Source organism: Aquirufa sp. (assembly GCF_964796385.1).
This window is the reverse complement of the sequence record NZ_CBAUBA010000020.1, coordinates 18,890-37,410: the sequence shown is the minus strand read 5'-3', so window position 1 is coordinate 37,410 and position 18,521 is coordinate 18,890. Positions and strand designations below refer to the sequence as shown.

Sequence of the window (18,521 nt, the reverse complement as noted above, 5' to 3'; positions counted from 1 at the left end):
TAAAGAGTTTATAAAATCAATAAACATATATTTTGATAACTAGACGCGAAGTATCGCGTCTCTACAAAATCAGTGCAAAGTCCAGCGTCTGACGTCTAAAGTCTAGCGTCTAATAAAGAACGATGTCATCCGCATGCGCAACTTCCATCCCCTGCTTTGCCTGCTGCAATTCTGATTTAGAATAGCGGGCGCGGGCGACGGCGATTGGATTTTTTTGGGCATCTAGGATTTCGATCACTTCGCCTTTGTCGAATTCGCCGAGGTATTCGATGACGCCCACTGATAATAAGCTTTTGCGATTTTGGATGGCTTTTACAGCACCTTTGTCTAAGACTACTTTGCCGGCAATTAGACTTCCGGAGGCTAACCATTTTTGGCGAGCCGTAAATGAAGCCTCCTGTGCCTCGAAAACCGTGCCTATTTCTTCATGGAGGGCATCTACGATTCCCTGACCCTGATCAAGTCCGAAAATAACGACCTTAATTCCCATCCGTGTCGCTAACCGCGTAAAGGTTAATTTGGAAATCATCCCTCCCAAACCGGTACTCGATGTATCCGAATTAACCACATGTAAAATATCCGCATCAATGCGTTCTACATGACGGATGATCTGACCTTGCGCATCTAATAAACCACCTACCGACGTAGATATCAATAATTTCTCCGCCCCAAATCCCGTCGCAATCAATGTCGCTAATTCATCATTATCCGAAAACTTTAACTCGACATTACTAACTACATCATTTTCATTCGCAATGGGAATTACCCCACTTCGCCATAATTCCTGGTACGTTTCCTTCAATTGTAGAAAGGATTCTCTTTCCGAAAAATGATGGCGTTCACACAAACTTTGCGCAATCGAAATGCCATATTTTTGGAAGTAATGACTGTATTTCGCGATCAAAATTGGATTACCGATGGCAGCCGCAGCCTTCCGTTCTGAAAGTGTAGCCTTATAATTATGCAACGCTGATTTACCCGCAGCCACAGCACCTGATGAAACTAAAACGATGGAATACTGTGAACTTAACGAAGCAACTTGCTCGGCAATTTTCGCTAATGTCAGTTCATTAACCTCCCCATTTGCATGGGTGATGGAAGACGAACCGAACTTGATAACGAGAATTGGTTTTGACATAGGGTAAAAAATGAAAATGCAATTTAGCCCTTTCCGTTGAAATGTGGTCTAAAAGCGCGTTTAAAATACAAAACTACATGGGCGATTAATCGCTTTTGCCAAACGTTTTTCATAGACTGATCGCGAAATCTCAATTGCCCCATAACGCTGCACATTATTGTTCATAAACTGAGAATCCAACAATTCAAACTGATTAGCGCGTAAAATTGAAATCAAATGATGAAAACAAACCTTGGAGGCATTGGATGCTCGCGTGAACATGGATTCACCAAAAAAAGCAGCACCCATATGTACACCATACAATCCACCCACCAGCTCCCCCGCTACATAAGCTTCAACGGAATGAGCTAGACCCATTTCATGTAATGCGGTATATACGTCAATAATCTCAGCGGAAATCCATGTTTCCGACTCATGCGCGCGCGGCGCAGCACAAAATTCCATCACGCGTCTAAACTGGTGGTCCACCCGAATCTCAAAAATACCCTTATTAAGTATGGGTTTGAGCGAACGTCCTGGCTGGTAAGTTTCGATAGGAATAATCGCCCGAGGATCAGGTCGATACCAATTTACATCTCCCGTTTCCGCATCCGCCATCGGAAAAACACCGGAGGCATATGCGTAGATCAACTGATCCGTGCTCAAGGAATTATTATTTTCCATGAAATAATTGAAGGTTTATTGGGAATTACCCATCAAATTAGTGAAATTTGGCGCTTAATTGGCGACAAATTAGCGGCTTTATCCGCTGTTTAACAAGAACATGAAGATAAATAATTCAATGAAATACGTCATTACCTCCGTCCGACGACGAAGGTTTATTTTCAGGGTTTGATACCCTGTACAGTTTCACGTACTCAATAAATTATTTATTTCTGATTATCATTCATGAATTCATACACTGTTCAAGTCGCCAGTCAATCCCATTATGACTTAGCGGAATCAATATGCCACGAAATGGCGGAATCTGCCAAAGCAAGAGGCACCGGAATCGCCAAAAGAACCCCTGATTACCTTCAAGAGAAGATGTCGGAAGGCAAAGCAATCATCGCTACCGATGATGTTACGGGCGAATTTGTAGGCTTTTGCTACATCGAAACCTGGCAACATGGTAAATTTGTTGCTAACTCAGGTTTAATCGTCAGACCTAGTCACAGGCAATTTGGCGTAGCCAAAGCTGTCAAAGAAAAAGCGTTCCAATTGTCGCGCGAACGCTATCCCGACGCAAAAATCATTGGTATAACCACCTCGCTCGCTGTGATGAAAATCAATAGCGACCTAGGCTATGAGCCAACGACCTTTTCCGAGTTGCCCGTAGATGACAATTTCTGGAAAGGTTGTCAATCCTGCGTGAATTATGATATTTTGACTCGTACAGAACGTAAAATCTGCTTGTGTACGGGCATGATTTTCGACCCAAACCAAGCTGATGGCAATGTTGAAAAAGATGAGAAGTGGATATTCTTGAAGAATATTGCCGATTTCATGCAGCTGAAAAAAATGAAAGAAAAATTATTAATGCCTTTCCATTCGAAAGGAAAAACGAAGTAAATATGAGCAAGCCGAAAGTAATTTTAGCCTTTAGTGGCGGATTAGATACCTCCTATTGTGTCAAATATTTAACAGAGGAACGCGGAATGGAAGTGCATTCAGCCTTAGTTGACACCGGCGGATTCTCTCCTGAAGAATTAAAAACCATTGAAGAAAAAGCATATTCCTTAGGCGTTACATCCCATGTAACTTTGGATGTCGTTGAATCGTATTACCAAGACTGCATCAAATATTTAGTGTTTGGCAATGTGTTGAAAAACAATACATATCCACTTTCTGTATCTGCTGAGCGTGTTTTTCAAGCCACAGCCGTAGCTAAATATGCAGCAAAGATTGGCGCAAAAGCAATTGCGCATGGCAGTACAGGTGCCGGAAATGACCAAGTGCGCTTCGATGTGGTCTTCCGTATACTTGCACCTGAATGCGAGGTTATTACCCCAATTCGCGATTTACAATTATCACGTGAAGCTGAAATCGACTACTTGAAATCTAAAGGTGTCGTTCAGGAATGGCATAAATCGACCTATTCCATCAACAAAGGTCTTTGGGGAACGTCCGTTGGCGGAAAAGAAACCCTGACTTCGGATGGTTATTTACCGGAAGAAGCTTGGCCAACGCAGTTGACCGAAACTAAGCCAACTAAAATATCTTTACAATTTGAATATGGCCAATTAGTGGGCATCGACGGAAACACCTTCCCAAGCACGGTAGATGCGATTCGCGAATTGACTGCTAGAGCGGGTGCCTATGCGATCGGTCGGGATATTCACGTGGGCGATACGATTATTGGCATCAAAGGACGTGTGGGTTTTGAGGCTCCTGCCCCATTAATCATCATCAAGGCGCATCATTTATTAGAGAAACATGTATTGACTAAACACCAATTATACTGGAAGCAGAACATTGGTGATATGTATGGAACCTTGTTGCACGAAGGCCAATTCTTAGAGCCCGTAATGCGTAATTTTGAAACATTTCTAGCAGATACCCAAGATAATGTGACGGGAACGGTACATGTGGTATTGTCGCCGTACCAATTCCAAGTAACCGGAATTGAGTCTAAATTTGACTTAATGTCATCTGCATTTGGTGCATATGGCGAAATGAATAAAGCCTGGACGGGCGATGATGTGCGTGGATTCTCGAAAATTGTTTCGAACCAAACCATGATCCACCGGAAAGTTAACGAATCAAACTAATGGCAAAGATCGGAATCGTAGGTGCGGCAGGTTACACGGGAGGTGAATTACTCCGCATTTTGGTGAACCACCCCGATGTAGTTTTGACGTGTATTATGTCAAATTCACAGGCTGGGAAATTGGTTTCAGATGTGCACACCGACTTACTAGGCTCGACGCATGTGCGATTCTGCGATCAGCTATGTCCTGTGGATGTATTGTTTTTATGTTCTGGACATGGGGAATCAAAGAAATTCCTAGCGGCCAACGAGGTTCCTTGGCATACCAAAATCATAGATTTGAGCACAGATTTCCGGGATGAATCGGAAGGTTTTATCTATGGGCTACCTGAATTTCAAAAAGAAAAAATCCGTACTGCGAATAAAATTGCCAATCCGGGTTGTTTTGCCACATCAATCGAATTAGCCTTGTTGCCATTAGCCACCGCGGGATTGATCAAATCAGCCGTGCATGTTTCGGCGATTACGGGGTCGACGGGTGCAGGTCAGGCATTATCACCAACGAGTCATTTCTCCTGGAGAAACAATAATATTAGCATATATAAAGCCTTCACACATCAGCATTTGACAGAAATAGGCATGGTTTTGGGGTCTGAGTACCCTGTGCCTAAGGTCAACTTCATTCCATATCGCGGTAATTTTACGCGGGGAATTATGGCGAATGTGTACACGGATTTCGCGGGAACTCAGGAAGAGGCTATTGATTTATTCGAAAACTACTACCGCGATTCGCCCTTTGTTTTTGTCAGCCCCCAAGCGGTGGATGTCAAGCAAGTGGTCAACACGAACAAATGCTTTTTGCACCTAGAAGTTCACGAAGGCCAAATTTTAATTAGCTCCGTGATCGATAACCTGTTAAAAGGCGCCTCAGGTCAAGCCGTTCAAAACATGAACCTAATGCTCGGCTGGGACGAATCAGCGGGGTTGAGGCTCAAAGCAGCAAATTTTTAGACGTTAGACGCTAGACGTTAGACATTGGACGTTAGAGGTTAGAGGTTGGATGTGAGAAGTGACAAATAAGAGGTAAGAATAAATATAAACTAGCGACTAGTGACTAGCGACTAGTGACTGATGACTATACTATGAAACTATTCGACGTTTACCCACTTTACCCGATCGAACTTGTGAAAGCACAGGGAAGTACGGTATGGGCAAAAGATGGGCAGGAATATTTAGATTTATATGGAGGTCATGCGGTGATTTCCATCGGGCATTCGCATCCACATTATGTGGCGAAGATGACGGAGCAACTGCGCAACATTGGATTCTATTCAAACTCAATTATCATTTCAGGTCAGGAAGAATTAGCCGAAAAATTAGGTCGCATTTCGGGATACCCAAGCTTCCAATTATTCCTAACAAATTCCGGAGCCGAATCAAATGAGAACGCCTTAAAATTGGCCTCATTTCATACAGGACGCAAGAAAGTAGTTTCATTTACCAAAGCATTTCATGGAAGAACGGCGGGTGCGGTGGCAGTCACCGACAACCCAAGCATCGTCGCTCCCATCAATGACACTTCGCATGTAAGCTTCCACCCATTCAATCAAATTGAGAGTTTGGCACAGGTAATTACCGAAGAAACAGCAGCAGTAATTGTTGAAGGAATTCAAGGCGTAGGTGGAATACACGTCGCTTCAAACCAATTTTTACAAGCGTTAAGAACACGTTGTGATGAAACGGGCGCGCAATTAATATTAGATTCCGTGCAATGTGGTTACGGACGTTCTGGTAAATTCTTTTCACACCAATTTGCCGATATTCATCCCGATATGATGACTACTGCGAAAGGCATGGGAAATGGTTTTCCGATCGGTGGCGTTTTAATCGCACCACATATTCAAGCAAGTTATGGATTATTGGGGACGACATTTGGTGGAAATCACTTAGCCTGCACGGCGGCGAATGCGGTTTTAGACATCATTCAGGAAGAAAAATTACTTGAAAATTCAACAAAGGTAGGTGATTACCTGATGGGGGAATTGGCAGGAATCTCCGGAATCAAGGAAGTTCGTGGCCGTGGTTTGATGATTGGAATTGAACTTGAAATCCCCGTAGGACCAGTGCGTGATACGTTATTGAACACCCATCACATCTTTTGCGGGTATGCCGGAAAACACACCTTACGGCTACTGCCAAGTTTAGGCATAGACCAATCCATTGCAGATCGGTTCCTAGAAAGTTTGACAAAGACCTTAAAGGCATAGATTAGTTTAGTTCCGACTTGCTTTTTGAATAGAAATGTGATTATTTTGCGTTTCTTTTGTTCACGAAATTATCGGCAATTAAAGAGAAATTAAAAACAATTATTTATTCATACCAATGGCATTAATTACAAAAATTAGAGAGAAATCAGGGGTTGCAGCAGCGGCTATCGCGATCAGTTTAGTGTTGTTTCTCATAGGAAGTGATATTTTCCAAGGAAAATCATCCTTGTTTGGCGGAAGCTCACAGGAGGTTGGCAATATTGCCGGTGAAAGTATTCTCATTCAAGATTTCCAAAAAAAGGTAGAAGAGGCGACGGCTAATTACACAGCACAAACAGGCAAAGGCCCATCCGAGCAAGAGGCGACGATGATTCGTGATCAAGTTTGGAACCAATACGTTTTGGATATTGCTTATAAAAAAGAGTTTGATGCGTTGGGATTACGTGTTTCAGAGGAAGAATTAATTGATATGGTTCAAGGAAATTACATTCATCCTTCGGTGCGCCAGCAATTCACTAATCCACAAACGGGTCAATTTGACAAGTCCTTTGTCATTCAGTTTTTAAAGAATTTGAAGACAATGCCGGCACAACAACAACAAGGCTGGGCGAGTTTTGAGAAATCAATTGCACAAGATCGTATCCGCGCGAAGTATGAGAATTTAATGCGTATGTCGAACTACGTGACACAGGCAGATGCGGCGAAAGAATACCAAGCACAAACTTCTAAATTCAATGCGCGTTTCTTATATGTACCGTTCTTCTCTGTTTCGGACTCTACTGTTAAAGTGACAGATTCGCAATTGGAAGATTATTTAGCTAAGCATAAAGATCAATACAAGGGAACAAATACACGTTCAATTCAGTATGCAACTTTCCCCGTTATTCCAACGAAGCAAGACACAGCCGAATTCTATTCACAAATCAAAAAATTAGCGAAAGATTTAGCGGTTGCACCGAATGACTCAGCATTTGCGATGTTAAATTCAGATGTGCGGACTCCATATTTATTACCTTATGCTGAAATTCCAGAAGTGGTTAAAACTCAACTAGGTACTTTCCAAGTGGGTGGAATCTATGGTCCATTTAAAGAAGGGTTAACGTACTCGATCTATAAATATGGTGGCGTGAAGAAAGACTCATTGTTTACGATGCGTGCTAGTCATATTTTGATTGCTCCTGCCAATAAATCCGATTCGGCGAAAGCACAGGCAAGACAACGTGCGGAGGCTATTTTAACGCAAGTTAAAGGTGGTGGAAGTTTTGAGACATTGGCTCAAATGAATGGCATGGATGGCACTGCTCAAAATGGTGGTGATTTAGGTTATTTCAAAAATAATGGGTCAATGGTCAAATCATTTGAAAAAGAATTGTTTGGCTATAATGGTGTTGGTCTAATGCCAAGTGTGATTGAAACTGATTTCGGTTTCCACGTAGTTAAAGTAACAGATGCCAAAACAAATACGAGCTATAAATTGGCAGCCATCAACAAAACGATTGCTCCTTCACAGGCTACATTGGATAAAATATTCACACAAGCAGATGCTTTTGCGAATGCAAACGGAACACAAGCTGCATTTGAAGTTGCGATAAAGAAAGACAAAAACATTATCATGATGCGTGCTGAACGTTTATTAGAGAATTCCTCAGCGATCAATAATTTAAGTAATGCACGTGAAATTGTTCGTTGGGCATTTGATGATAACACGTCGATAGGTGATGGTTCGAAGAAAGTTTTCGAACAAGATAATCAATACATTGTGGCTTATTTAACTGGAAAAACAGAGAAAGAAAATGTAAAAGTGAATGACTTCCGTGAGGAGTTGACTGCCATGGTTCGTAATCAAATGAAAGGTGAGCAGATTTCAACGAAGCTTGCGGGAATCAAAGGTACATTGGAGCAAATTGCACAGAAATATGGTGCAGGTGCATTGGTTGAGTCTGTACAAGATATTACGTTGTCAGCCGGTATGTTAAATACGGCTGGACCAGATGCGATTGCCTTAGGCCGCATAGCAGGTTTGAAAAATGGAAAACGTAGTTCGGTATTCGTAGGCGAAAATGGCGTGTTTATCGCAGAGAAAACTAATTCAATGGAAGCACCTGCTTTAGCGGATTATTCGGTTTACAAAAACCAAATTCAATCGATGAATTTGCAACGTACTTCGTTCTACATCAATGAGGCAATTAAAGAAAATGCGAAAATTGAAGATAAGCGATACAAATTTTATTGATCGTTTAATAAAAGATAGATTGAAAAGCATTCTGTAAGGAATGCTTTTCTTTTTTGAAAGCTAAGTATGATAAAAAATCGTTGGATCTTATGGCTTGGAATGGGTATCGCGCTACTAGTTGCGAGTCCATTCATTCGTATGCGTTGGGATATCAGTGAGGATAAAAAATTTACGTTAAGTGCATCTACGCTGACGAACCTACAGGCATTGGATGCGCCCATTCGTATTCAAGTTTACTTAGGCGGAGATGGACTTCCCGGTGGCTTTAAGCGTCTCGAGCAGGCGACGATTAGTATATTGGCAGATATAAAAAGTCAAAGCCCTCAGACTATCGAAATCGAGCAAATTGATTTGTATGCGGAGTACCCGGATGAGCAGGAACGGGAGCGGATGATATTTCAGTTGGATTCCTTGGGGTTACCGCCGACGAATATTGTCAATAAGCAAGATGGAAAGCAGGTGCAGCAATTGGCTTTTCCGGGTTTAGTAATAACAAAAGGGGAAAGATCGGTAGGCGTTTTATTACTTAAAGGCAATCAATTAGCGAATCCGCAAGAGGTATTGAATCAGTCGATTGAGGGATTGGAATACGAGATTATGCAAGGAATTCAAAGCTTGGCGCAAAAGGAGCGTAAGAGAATCGGTTTTCTGATGGATTACAATCACATACCGGCAGTGAATCAGTTAAGTCTGATTGCTGCTTTACGCAAGCGATACGATTTATATCCAGTTGACTTAGGCGCTTCGGCGACATTAGATGGATTGGATGCGATTTGTTTGATTCAGCCAGACCGTGTTTTCAGCCCGTCGGATCAATACAAGATTGATCAATTTTTGGTCAAAGGAGGTAAAGGTATTTTCTTTATGGAGGGTGTGCGGACGGATACCATTGCGAATCAGGGTTTGGTAAGTTCGGTGATGGATGTTGGCTTAAATGCTCTTTTCTACCGATATGGATTACGCTTGAATAGCAATTGGGTGAAAGATGCGTCATTGTGTGGGGCGATTCCGTTGGCCATAGGAAATTATGGAAATAAACCGCGTATCGAATTAATGCCTTGGCCTGCGTTTCCGTTATTGCGTGGTAATCCGGCGACGTTGATAACTAAGAATTTAGATGCGGTCTATGGGCGCTTTGTGTCGAGTATAGATACGGTAGCAAGTGCTAATTCTTTAAAAAAGACCCCATTATTACAGACGAGTACCTATACACAGGTGCAGCAGGCACCGGCGACCTTGCCATTTGCATCAACAGGCAAGGATTTTGATCCGGCAAAATATAAGGCGGGTACGCAGGTAATTGCGTATTTATTGGAGGGTCGATTTAAGTCGGTATTTCAAAATAGGCCTTTGCCAAACGATAGTTTACAAAAAGGGTTTTTAGGTGAATCCGATCAAGCGGGTGGGTTGATTCTGGTAGGTGACGGTGACATTGCATTGAATGGCATTGATCCGGAAACGAAGGGACCGTTGGCTTTGGGGTTTGATCCATTTTCCAAGCATACCTTTGCGAATGCCGACTTTATCTTGAATGGATTACAGTACCTATTGGATGACCAAAAGGCTTTATTGGCCCGCAGCAAAAACATCCGACTTCGTCCTTTGGACAAAGGAAAGATTCAGGCAGAGAAGGGATTTTGGCAGGGCATAAATATGCTACTGCCTATTTTGTTTGGTGGATTGTTTAGTTTGATGGTGGTGCTCTATCGCCGGAATAAATACAATCGCTAAAGGGCTTGGCTTTGTTGCTTAATTCTTTTAACTTCGAGGTTTGAAAACGTACGTCATAAATTAACGATAAGCAATGAAATTTCTAGTCGCCTCCAATGTGTTATTGAAGCAGATTTCCGCCATTAATGGGGTAGTCGCAAGTAATCCAATCATCCCAATTTTGGAGAACATTTTAGTTGAATTGGAGGGTAATACCTTGAAATTAACGGCGTCTGATTTACAGACGGTGATGACTACGACCTTGGATGTGGAGGGATTTGAGAATGGATCTATCGCCTTGCCGGCACGTTTATTGTTGGAGACGTTGCGTAGTTTACCGGATCAACCGGTAACAATTGGCGCGGATCAAGGCACATTTGGAGCGGAGATTTCGACACAAAATGGTCGGTTTAAATTAAGTGGTGAGAATCCAATTGATTTCCCGAGGATTCCAGAGGTTGCCAAAAATCAATCGATTACATTATCGGCATTAACATTAGGTGAGGCCATTTCGAATACATTGTTGGCCGTTTCAAATGATGATATGCGTCCAGCTATGACGGGGGTATTGATTCAAATGATGGGAGATCATACGAATTTTGTGGCGACGGACGGACATCGTTTGGTACGTTACCGCAGAACGGATATACGTCCTGAGGCGCAGAGTAGCTTAATTTTACCTAAGAAAGCGTTGTCCTTATTGAAGTCGACATTGCCTACGGCTGACACGCAAGTAACGGTTGAATTTAGTGCATCGAATGCCTTCTTTAGTTTTGAAAGTTTCCAGTTGATTTGTCGGATTATCGATGAGCGTTTCCCAGAATATGAGAATGCGATTCCGAAGGAGAACAATGAGATTGTGACGATAAATCGCTTGGAATTCTTGAGTTCGGTGAAGCGTATTTCGATTTACTCGAATAAGACGACGCACCAGATTCGTTTGAAGTTAACGTCGAATAGCTTGACATTATCTGCTGAGGATTTGGATTACTCGAATGAGGCGAATGAGTCGTTGGCCTGCGAATATGCTGGTAAGGACATGGAGATCGGCTTTAATGCCAAATTGATCTCTGAATTACTAGGAAATTTATCTTCGAAATTTGTAGATATTAGATTAAGTGAGCCAAATAAAGCTGGCTTAATTATCCCGTCTGACCAGGATGAGCACGAAGATGTGTTGTTGCTGGTGATGCCGGTGATGTTAAATTCGTATAATTAAAACCTTTGGTTTTAATTATACGAATTTAACACAGACGTCAGACATTAGACATTAGACATCAGACAATAGACGTTAGACGTTGGACATTAGACGTCATACCTTAAATTCACTCCGGACTGTTGACTTCGGACTAAATCAACTTGTAATGAGAAAACTAGTAAGCATCCTATTCCTATCCCTTTTAACTCTCCCAGCTATCGCAGCGGAAGGTGATGGTGTCAAATTCTTTGAGGGAACATTTCGCCAGGCGAAAGAGAAGGCAAAGAAGGAAAACAAATTAATCATGTTGGACGCCTACACGACGTGGTGTGGCCCATGTAAAGTATTAAAGAACAAAGTATTCCCTAATAAAGAGTTGGGCGATTACATCAATGCAAATTTCGTGTCGATTGGTGTCGACATGGAGGCGGGTGAAGGACCTGCTTTGGCAAATATGTATCCAATTGAAGGCTACCCAACGATAATCTTTATGGATGCGTCAGGCAAGGTTAAAAAGAAGGTATTGGGCTTACCACAAGGTGGCGCTAAGGAGTTGTTGGGCGTAGCGAAGGCAATAAAAAAATAGACGTCAGACGTTAGACGCTGGACATTAGAAATATTAAAAGACCCTAGGGAATATTCCTTAGGGTCTTTTTGATTTAATTCAATAGCTAACGTCTAGCGTCTAACGTCTGAAGTCTATTTTACCTCTTAAGGTCTACTGGCTTATTACGCTTACGCATTTTGATATTGATAAATTCAACAAAGAGCGAGAATGCAATGGAGAAATATAGATAGCCTTTGGGGATCTCACCGATACTATTTCCAAGGATGCTTAGTTCAGAACCGTGGCTAGCTTCGGCGATTAACATAAAACCAATCATAATCAAGAAAGATAATCCGAGGACTTGAAGCGACGGGTGGTTGTTGACAAAACGGCCAACAGGCCCCGAGAAGGCCATCATGATGACAGCCGATACCACAACGGCGATAATCATAATCCACATATTATCTGAAAGACCTATGGCCGTCAAGATGGAATCAATTGAAAATACTAGGTTAATCAGTGCAATTTGAGTCACTACTTTAGCGACACTGTTTATCGCCTTACCGGCTTTAGTACTGTGCTCCTCCTCCCCTTCTAGTTTCATAAAGATTTCATTGGTAGCCTTGTACAACAAAAATAATCCTCCGATGAACAAAATCACGCCTTGACCGGTGGGTGCAACTTTAAAGTATGTGGTATCAATGTGCATGAATGGCTTTTGAAGTGAAATCAAAATGGAAATACCAAAAAGCAAGATGACACGGAAGACCATGGCTAAGACCAAACCGATGTTTCGGGCTTTCGCTTGACTTTCTTTGGGCAATCGGGAAGCCGTAATGGAAATGAAAATAATATTATCAATCCCCAAAACGATTTCCAAAAAGGTTAATGTAAGAAGACTAATAAGATTGTCTAGGCTAAAAAGCGATTCCATGGTAAATTTATTTGCTTGCAAAGATGGTGTGTTTCAAGCAGATAATCAAAAAATAGGCCTTAGAGATAAAAAAAATCAAGTTTATTCAAGTGCCGACTTGCATAAAAAAAATAAAAGACAGATATTTGCAAACCAATTTAACAGATTGGTCCTATAGCTCAGCTGGTTCAGAGCACCTGCCTTACAAGCAGGGGGTCCTAGGTTCGAATCCTAGTGGGACCACCAGAATCCACCTCAAAAGGGTGGATTCTTTTATTTTACGGGAGTGGTAGCAAAACAGGTAGCACGAGTGGGGTTTTCAGGTGAAATGTGACTTTGTTTAAAATTAAACACTCCCTAATAAACAGGAACGACCCTTTTAATTTGTTGATAATGGACTAACCTATTTTGTTATTGGCATTCGTTCTTAATTCGTCTTATACTCCTTCGTAGTTCCATTGCTTAATCATATCCGTGGTATAGATAAATTGCACCGTAAGTCCAATTTGGACCTTTCAAGCCAGGGTAATTAAACCGGTCCATCATTAATGCCATATATCGAAATGGATAGCCTTCTGGCAATTGAACTACGTTAGGCCATACTCTTGTGCCAGATGTTTCATCCCAAGGGGGTAAATCCATCTGCAAACTGCCTACTTCCTGGAGCCCAGGATAACGGTATATATATATTTTCCGATCCGAACTACCTGAAAAACAAAACAATTTATCGCCTATTTTTTGAATGGATGTTCCGGTCGAATTATGTGCGACAGGACCCGCAATTCTTTTATATCTTTTATTCCAATCATCGGATTCCAACACCACAGCTTTATAGCCATTCAGATTTTCACAAGTCAGCATGCGCCATTTATGTGCCACTGAATCAAATAATATATGCGGGTCTTCAATATCTCCCACCATGTCAATAGGGACAGCAGCCATAGTCGAAAAACCAAATCGAGGATCCTTTTTACTCTCAATGGCCAGCAGTTGTTTTTTTTCTTGACTAGGATTCGCAAAAGCGCTAAAACCAGTAGTCAATCCGCGCCAAACCTTATTTTTTCTATCATAAAAAAGATGTGTAGCCACCTCATTTCTTAATATTCCATCATTACGATCAAACAAGATAATTCCCTCAAGATTGACATCAAAGACCGTTGGATCCATACTAAATACCCCTTGAATATGATGATCTAAGGCACGGCCACGAATCGACATGGTATACCACAATCGCCCCTGATCGAGCATAGGATCTCCATTTTCATAGGTTATAGTTCGTATATCAGCCAACCCAATACCGGTGGAAATAGCCATTTCAACCTTCTTGATCTGAACTTGTCCTTCTTTCAGATGTACAAATAGCTGTGATTGAAAAGAATGCAAATACTTTTTTTCGCGTAAATCAATGTAGGTGTTAAAATCACTTTGTCCAATGACTTGTGGCAATCCTTGATCTTGCAAATACAAAGTAAATCCACTGCCCAGCATTTGAAGAATAATTCTACCTTTTATGTTTTTTACTTCATCAAGGTTTACTGCAATTGATTTATCTATAATTTCCTTAGCATTTTTAACGACTCTCAACTTTACTTCAGTCAGTATTGAGTCCTTATATTCAATCTTGATAAAGCATTGTTCTTTTTTATTGGCATCCGAAAATTCAAAACCAATTTCTCCTTTTCCAGAGCAAGAAGCGAGATCAATGGAGTACGTTACAAATGAATTAAAACCCCCAAACCAAATGGATGTCTGGCTTTCTTTCGCTGATTGAATAAGCAGTTTGTCTTCGCTAACAAATACCTTGGAGTGATCATCCGAGTAATGCCTGATGGGATGCATAGCAGATAATCCGATGATTTTACCTGGTTCAATTCCCGCCAAATGAATGGATTGTTTTTCGTCAAAAATCAATCTCTTTACCCCCTGCCTCACAAATTTTATCTTTTCGGGTGAAGTCTGACTTTGAGCGACACGACAAAGCGTAGAGGTCAGAAATGCGAAAAGAAATAGATACCTGCTATTTTTCATATGAATTTAATAATGCCAACAGTCTTCACAAATTAAGATCTCGCTTTTAAACAATGCAAGAAATATCCCCTTTGATGATCCAAATTTACTACCGACTGACAAGTTTTTGCCGGCGATTTACCGACAATCCTAAAATACGTGTTAAATATCTTAAATGGTTTCAACTAATTATTTTTTATCTGCCGCTTTCCCTTTCATATCGATATTGAAATTAGTATTAATAATAATTCCATTATTATTCTGAAATACATTTTTTCCATTAATGAGTCTACCTAATTGCAACGTTTGATTTAAATAACCTCCTTCGATCCTGACATTTTTATTGAAGCGGTAGCCCACTAAAATACCTATTCTGTTTTGGTCAAAAACATTTGCATTCACATTTTTCCCAAATCCAATAAGAATCTCATCGTAAACCGCAACATACGGTGTCTTATCTTTTATTTCTTTACCCTTTAATGGTACCTGAAGGCGAATCATATATCTCGCTCTACCGGACAGTGGAAATTCGTCTTCTGTGTACTCGTTTGCCGAACTATATTTTCCAATAAATCTTTGTTCCAACATAAATCGGTGAGAAAAATCGACTAAACCCTCTTTATGTGCAAGTTGAACCATTTCAAAAATTCTATGTTCGGTAAAGCTCCTACCCAATCCATTTAAGGGATACTCGCCATAAGGGTACGTTTCTGCCACTGCATAACCTAATCGAAAAAGTACTCTTGCGTTTACATTATAATTTAACCCCGTTCTTAAAAGACTTTGTTGCCAAAAGGCAATCAGGTTATTTCTGCGCCATTGATATTCCGTATGTATGCCTACTTTTTCAGATACTTTAAAAGTTCCCGTGTAACTATACCATCCAATTTTATTGGTCGTTTCAAGGCGGTTGTTTTGAGCTAATGAAACTTGAAGATTCATCAATAGCAACACTAAAAATAATTTAAACTTCATTTCCATAAAAAATTAAAACCTTAAAAATATCAACTCTCCGCACTAGCAGAGTATATTAAAGCGCATTTAGCTTTTTAACTTCTGTTTTGCGTCGTCAAAAAATTGTTCGCTTATTTCTTCTTCGTTCATTGTTCGGTTGGATTATATTCTTCTGCAATCATCCATTTTTCACGGAGGCGAAAGGCAGGAATGGTTTGCCTTTTGGCTTTGTTGGCAGCCACATTTGCTTTAATGGTTTTTTGCAAAGCCCATATGGAAAGAGGAATTATTTTTTTTGCGTTGAGTAGGGTTATTCGTTTGTGTAAACTTTCTTGCAAAAGCAAGGCAAATAATTCAGTAAAACCACCAAATTTCATTGTAGTTTGAAACTGAGAAAATAGTGGATAATATTCGGTATGCTTGCTTTTATTTTGAATGATAATCGGCGGAAATCCTGCATTCATTAACTGCAAATTGATAAGTATTCTACCCATACGCCCATTCCCATCCACAAAAGGATGAATGGTTTCAAACTCTGCATGAAAGTTTGCAATAGCATCTAAAAAATAGCTTGTTTTATTCTTATTGTAATCATCGACCAACCTTTGCATGAGCATATTTACAAACTGCGGATTTGCTCCCAAGTGATTACCTACCCGTACCCATTCTTTACCTATTCTAAATCGACCAGCAATGTTGTTGTCAATTAGGGTGAGTAAGATTTTGTGCCAACTTAAAATGAGTTTGATTTGGAGTGTCGAATTGTTTTTTTCCAATAAAGCTTCTGTAACCGTAGCTAAATTTTTAGCTTCGTATACTTCACGAACATTTACTTTTCGCCCCAAAATGCCTCCTAAAAGAATTTTTTCGGTGTCTTCTAAGGAAAGTGTAGAGTTTTCAATCGCATTTGAGTTGTAAACCATTTCTGGAATTTCGGCAAGGGCTATTTCTTTCAACAAAGGTTCATTTCCCTTTGTCAAATTCATGTATTGCTGACGCAATGCCTCAATTTTATCTTTTGTAGTTTGGTTTATCATGTTGATCAAACCTATTGATCGTGAAATATTATGTAAATATGCAAATTTTCACGATAAATTACCAAAATTTAGGCGACTGATAATGAATATTCTAGACGGAGATCTAATAAAAAAGAGTTTTCCCTACCAGATTCCTTTTCCTAACATTAACATCCATTCTGTAGGTAATTTTGTAATATTGTCGGAAAAAAAATTTCCAATGAATAAAATCTTACTACTCATAGCGCTACCCTTACTGGCTCAGGCGCAAAAAATTGACAAAATTATTTCGCGCGCAGAAACGGAGCGCATCGAAACCTATTTAGCCTCAGATGAGTTGGCCGGCAGAAAACCCTTTACACCAGGCATAGAAAAGGCCGCGAATTTCATTGCAGAAGAATTCAAAAAAGCAAAATTGCAAAAGACCAACGGAACGTATTTGCAAACTTTCCCCATGTTTAAGTCTTCGCTAATTTCCGCTAACATACGCGTGGATGAAAAATCTTTAGAGGCAAACCAAATCGCGATTATTTCCAAAGAGTCTTCAGTTGAACTCGACGAAAAATCGGGTTACGAAGTGGCAAGCATTCAAGAGGGAGCTAATTTTGGCCAAAATGCTTACACGATTATGAATGCCAAAAAGCCCACCATCGCTTTCTTGCACGAGAGCTTTGCAAAATATATTCCTCGCCTGTCGGGCAGAGGTCCGCTCAGAGAATCACAGGCCAACATAATTTTCGTGATTGCCAATACCATACCTGCCAAGTTTAAAATCACCGCGGTCCAAAAAGTCGAACGTCTCGAATTAGCTAACGTCGTGGGGATCCTTCCTGGCAAATCTCGTCCAAATGAATATGTTATTTTCTCAGGTCATTATGATCACCTAGGGATCGGGAAAGCTGTGCGAGGAGATTCCATCTACAACGGGGCGAATGACGATGCTGCTGGAACAACCGCTGTAATGATGCTAGCAAAATACTACGCTAAAAAGCGTGATAACGAACGGACACTCATTTTTACGGCCTTTACAGCCGAGGAAAGCGGGGGCCACGGAAGTTCTTATTTCTCAAAACAATTCAATCCAGACCAAGTGATAGCCATGTTTAATTTGGAGATGATTGGTACAGAAAGTAAATGGGGTAAAAATAGCGCCTACATCACAGGCTATGAGAAATCTTCGATGGGGGAAATTTTAAAAAAGAATCTTACAGGATCGCCATTTACCTTTTATCCGGATCCTTACCCAGACCAAAACTTATTTTACCGTTCAGACAATGCGACGTTAGCAGAATTAGGCGTTCCAGCGCATACCATTTCTACCTCTAAAATGGACAGTGAACCTAATTACCACAAGGCCAGCGACGAAGTACAGACTTTGGACTTAGCTAATATGACTGAGATTATTAAGGCGATCGCTAAGAGTGCGACCAGTATTATATCCGGGGAAGATACCCCTAGCCGTGTAGATACGACCCAACTGAAATAAAGCAAACACCTTCATTCCCTAGCAGCAAACAAAAGAGCACAAGAGACTGATTTTAACTCACCACACTCCCATAGAATAAATCATAAAAATTAGAATAGATTAATTCTATAAGATATTAATGAGATTTTTATTTGTTCAAACCTATAACTCAACCATTAAATACATCAGAATGAATAGCAAAAATAAGTATTCCTTCATATTAATGAGAGCGATAGCAAATTGCATAGCACGAGTCGAGATTTCGGTCGAGATCTAGTTTTGTTTTAAAATCAAACCATTCATAAAGTTGTCGCTTACAGTCCAATTTCGCTTTCGATTTACAGGGTAAAAAACTTTATGGTATCATGACCATTTAGATAAACC

15 protein-coding genes and 1 tRNA gene are annotated in these 18,521 nt (G+C 40.6%); 10 read left to right on the top strand and 6 right to left on the bottom strand.

Going from position 1 to position 18,521, the window contains the following annotated elements; translation table 11 throughout:
- Positions 1–109: 109 nt before the first annotated feature.
- Positions 110–1,138, bottom strand: a complete 1,029-nt coding sequence (gene proB / locus AC1W6K_RS07590) for a glutamate 5-kinase (RefSeq protein WP_481947028.1) — start codon at positions 1,136–1,138, stop codon at positions 110–112.
- A gap of 60 nt (positions 1,139–1,198) precedes the next feature.
- On the bottom strand, positions 1,199–1,801 hold the full coding sequence (gene aat / locus AC1W6K_RS07585; protein ID WP_481947027.1) for a leucyl/phenylalanyl-tRNA--protein transferase: 603 nt from the start codon (positions 1,799–1,801) through the stop codon (positions 1,199–1,201).
- 225 nt (positions 1,802–2,026) lie between these two features.
- Here aat and AC1W6K_RS07580 point away from each other — a divergent pair, with 225 nt between their 5' ends.
- From AC1W6K_RS07580 to AC1W6K_RS07545, 8 genes are all read left to right on the top strand, one after another.
- Positions 2,027–2,689: a GNAT family N-acetyltransferase gene (locus AC1W6K_RS07580; RefSeq protein WP_481719988.1), complete on the top strand. Its 663-nt coding sequence runs from the start codon at positions 2,027–2,029 to the stop codon at positions 2,687–2,689.
- 2 nt (positions 2,690–2,691) lie between these two features.
- On the top strand, positions 2,692–3,888 hold the full coding sequence (locus tag AC1W6K_RS07575) for an argininosuccinate synthase (RefSeq protein ID WP_481719990.1): 1,197 nt from the start codon (positions 2,692–2,694) through the stop codon (positions 3,886–3,888).
- Positions 3,888–4,838, top strand: a complete 951-nt coding sequence (gene argC, locus AC1W6K_RS07570) for an N-acetyl-gamma-glutamyl-phosphate reductase (RefSeq protein WP_481947026.1) — start codon at positions 3,888–3,890, stop codon at positions 4,836–4,838. The genes AC1W6K_RS07575 and argC overlap by 1 nt, the downstream gene beginning before the upstream one ends.
- Before the next feature lie 131 nt (positions 4,839–4,969).
- Positions 4,970–6,094, top strand: a complete 1,125-nt coding sequence (locus AC1W6K_RS07565; protein WP_481947025.1) for an aspartate aminotransferase family protein — start codon at positions 4,970–4,972, stop codon at positions 6,092–6,094.
- Between the two features lie 115 nt (positions 6,095–6,209).
- Positions 6,210–8,327, top strand: coding sequence for a peptidylprolyl isomerase (locus AC1W6K_RS07560; protein ID WP_481947024.1), 2,118 nt, complete (start codon positions 6,210–6,212; stop codon positions 8,325–8,327).
- A 66-nt stretch (positions 8,328–8,393) separates the two neighbouring features.
- Entirely contained in the window at positions 8,394–10,058 is a 1,665-nt protein-coding gene (gene gldG / locus AC1W6K_RS07555) for a gliding motility-associated ABC transporter substrate-binding protein GldG (protein ID WP_481947023.1), read from the top strand.
- 73 nt (positions 10,059–10,131) lie between these two features.
- Entirely contained in the window at positions 10,132–11,256 is a 1,125-nt protein-coding gene (dnaN, locus tag AC1W6K_RS07550) for a DNA polymerase III subunit beta (protein ID WP_481720000.1), read from the top strand.
- A 145-nt stretch (positions 11,257–11,401) separates the two neighbouring features.
- On the top strand, positions 11,402–11,821 hold the full coding sequence (locus AC1W6K_RS07545; protein ID WP_481720002.1) for a thioredoxin family protein: 420 nt from the start codon (positions 11,402–11,404) through the stop codon (positions 11,819–11,821).
- Positions 11,822–11,939: 118 nt separating this feature from the next.
- Here the strand turns inward: AC1W6K_RS07545 and AC1W6K_RS07540 are convergent, their stop codons facing one another.
- On the bottom strand, positions 11,940–12,716 hold the full coding sequence (locus tag AC1W6K_RS07540) for a TerC family protein (protein ID WP_481947022.1): 777 nt from the start codon (positions 12,714–12,716) through the stop codon (positions 11,940–11,942).
- Between the two features lie 147 nt (positions 12,717–12,863).
- On the opposite strand from AC1W6K_RS07540, the gene AC1W6K_RS07535 reads away from it, so the two are divergent.
- Positions 12,864–12,941 (top strand) — tRNA-Val (locus AC1W6K_RS07535).
- Between the two features lie 216 nt (positions 12,942–13,157).
- Here AC1W6K_RS07535 and AC1W6K_RS07530 read toward each other — a convergent pair.
- The 3 genes from AC1W6K_RS07530 to AC1W6K_RS07520 all read right to left on the bottom strand — a co-directional run bounded on the left by AC1W6K_RS07530 (position 13,158) and on the right by AC1W6K_RS07520 (position 16,612).
- Positions 13,158–14,723 (bottom strand): hypothetical protein, encoded by a 1,566-nt coding sequence (locus AC1W6K_RS07530; RefSeq protein WP_481947021.1) that lies wholly within the window; start codon positions 14,721–14,723, stop codon positions 13,158–13,160.
- A 168-nt stretch (positions 14,724–14,891) separates the two neighbouring features.
- Positions 14,892–15,677, bottom strand: a complete 786-nt coding sequence (locus AC1W6K_RS07525; protein ID WP_481947020.1) for a DUF2490 domain-containing protein — start codon at positions 15,675–15,677, stop codon at positions 14,892–14,894.
- Between the two features lie 125 nt (positions 15,678–15,802).
- Complete coding sequence (locus AC1W6K_RS07520; protein WP_481947019.1) at positions 15,803–16,612, bottom strand: Fic family protein; 810 nt, start codon at positions 16,610–16,612, stop codon at positions 15,803–15,805.
- Between the two features lie 280 nt (positions 16,613–16,892).
- Between AC1W6K_RS07520 and AC1W6K_RS07515 the strand changes: the two genes are divergently transcribed.
- Positions 16,893–18,158, top strand: coding sequence for a M28 family peptidase (locus tag AC1W6K_RS07515; protein WP_481947018.1), 1,266 nt, complete (start codon positions 16,893–16,895; stop codon positions 18,156–18,158).
- The last annotated feature ends 363 nt before the right edge of the window (positions 18,159–18,521 follow it).

Excerpts from the sequence above, each read along its gene's own strand:
- proB (WP_481947028.1), bottom strand. The coding sequence starts at position 1,138 with ATGTCAAAACCAATTCTCGTTATCAAGTTCGGTTCGTCTTCCATCACC.
- aat (WP_481947027.1), bottom strand. The coding sequence starts at position 1,801 with ATGGAAAATAATAATTCCTTGAGCACGGATCAGTTGATCTACGCATAT.
- AC1W6K_RS07580 (WP_481719988.1), top strand. The coding sequence starts at position 2,027 with ATGAATTCATACACTGTTCAAGTCGCCAGTCAATCCCATTATGACTTA.
- AC1W6K_RS07575 (WP_481719990.1), top strand. The coding sequence starts at position 2,692 with ATGAGCAAGCCGAAAGTAATTTTAGCCTTTAGTGGCGGATTAGATACC.
- argC (WP_481947026.1), top strand. The coding sequence starts at position 3,888 with ATGGCAAAGATCGGAATCGTAGGTGCGGCAGGTTACACGGGAGGTGAA.
- AC1W6K_RS07565 (WP_481947025.1), top strand. The coding sequence starts at position 4,970 with ATGAAACTATTCGACGTTTACCCACTTTACCCGATCGAACTTGTGAAA.
- AC1W6K_RS07560 (WP_481947024.1), top strand. The coding sequence starts at position 6,210 with ATGGCATTAATTACAAAAATTAGAGAGAAATCAGGGGTTGCAGCAGCG.
- gldG (WP_481947023.1), top strand. The coding sequence starts at position 8,394 with ATGATAAAAAATCGTTGGATCTTATGGCTTGGAATGGGTATCGCGCTA.
- dnaN (WP_481720000.1), top strand. The coding sequence starts at position 10,132 with ATGAAATTTCTAGTCGCCTCCAATGTGTTATTGAAGCAGATTTCCGCC.
- AC1W6K_RS07545 (WP_481720002.1), top strand. The coding sequence starts at position 11,402 with ATGAGAAAACTAGTAAGCATCCTATTCCTATCCCTTTTAACTCTCCCA.
- AC1W6K_RS07540 (WP_481947022.1), bottom strand. The coding sequence starts at position 12,716 with ATGGAATCGCTTTTTAGCCTAGACAATCTTATTAGTCTTCTTACATTA.
- AC1W6K_RS07530 (WP_481947021.1), bottom strand. The coding sequence starts at position 14,723 with ATGAAAAATAGCAGGTATCTATTTCTTTTCGCATTTCTGACCTCTACG.
- AC1W6K_RS07525 (WP_481947020.1), bottom strand. The coding sequence starts at position 15,677 with ATGAAGTTTAAATTATTTTTAGTGTTGCTATTGATGAATCTTCAAGTT.
- AC1W6K_RS07515 (WP_481947018.1), top strand. The coding sequence starts at position 16,893 with ATGAATAAAATCTTACTACTCATAGCGCTACCCTTACTGGCTCAGGCG.